Annotated in this window: 1 protein-coding gene; it reads left to right on the top strand. The window is 69.6% G+C overall.

Annotated features, from left to right (window positions below):
* Positions 1–266 precede the first annotated feature (266 nt).
* Positions 267–1,263, top strand: a 997-nt coding sequence (locus ACWDN5_RS46790) for an IS110 family transposase (protein WP_449680798.1), incomplete at its 3' end; no start/stop codon positions are given.

The raw sequence follows: 1,263 nt of genomic DNA, 5'->3' as shown, positions 1-1,263 counted from the left end.
GTCGCGAATGACTCTCAGTGTCAGGGTTGGTGGTGCCGTACTTGGTGCGGTTAGGGTCCGGTCTTGGTCATGTGGTGACTCGGAATGACGTTGCTCGTGGTGGCTTGTGAATGAACTGTCCTGCGTGATCAAGGCCCGGGCCGGGCTGGCCTGACCTGATAGAAGCGTGGGCAAACGCCATCCACCTCGACTGAGGCGTGTCCGACCAGCCCGGCCCGGAACATCGCACATGTCTCCGGTCAAAGGGAAGGACACGTACCTCGCCCATGGTGGTCATCGGGATTGATCCGCACAAGTCCAGCCACACCGCCGTCGCGGTCGACCAGACCGGCCGCAAACTCGCTCAGCAGACCGTGCCCGCCACCCCCGATGGGCTCCTGCGGCTCCGCACCTGGGCCTCGGCCCTCAGTTCCCGGCCGCAGTGGGCGGTCGAAGACGGCCGTGGCATCGCCGGGCGGCTGGTCCGCACCCTGATCGGGCACGGCGCCACCGTGGTCTGGGTCCCGCCGAAGCTGATGGCCCGCACCCGCGCCAGTGCCCGCACCCGCGGCAAGTCCGACCCGATCGACGCCCTGGCCATCGCCCGCGCCGCCCTGCGCGAACCCGGCCTGCCCGCCGCCCACCTGGACCCCGCCGCCCTCGACCTGCGGCTGCTGACCGACCGCCGCGAACACCTGATCACCCGCCGCACCGCGGCGATCAACCAGCTGCGCTGGCACCTGCACGACCTGGACCCCGCCCTCGACCCCGGCAAAGCCTCCCTGACCGGGCCCCGGCGGCTGGCCGCCCTGACCACCGCGCTGGCCGCGCTGCCGGTCGGTGTCCGCCGTGACCTGGCCCTGGACCTGACCGCCGAGATCACCGCCCTGGGCGATCAGATCACCGAGCTGGAACACCAGCTGTCCCGGCAGGTCACCGAGCTGGCACCCTCATTGCTGGCCATCGTCGGAATCAGCGTGGTCACCGCCGCGAAGATCATCGGGGAGACCGCCGGGATCACCCGGTTCCGATCAGCAGCGGCCTACGCCATGCACGCCGGCACCGCACCCATTCCCGTCTGGTCCGGCAACCGGCCGCAATACCGGCTCAACCGCGGCGGCAACCGCCAGCTCAACACCTGCCTGCACCGGATCGCGATCACCCAGCTTGCCCACCACCAACCCGCCCGCGACTACCGCCAACGATGGACCGGACAACGTCCCCACGCCAGCAGCAAAGCCGCACTACGCGCACTCAAACGCCACCTCACCAACACCATCTACC

It is taken from the genome of Amycolatopsis sp. NPDC003731 (genome assembly GCF_053586895.1).
The sequence above is the reverse complement of the archived record's forward strand: the minus strand, read 5'-3'. Positions and strand labels throughout refer to the sequence as shown.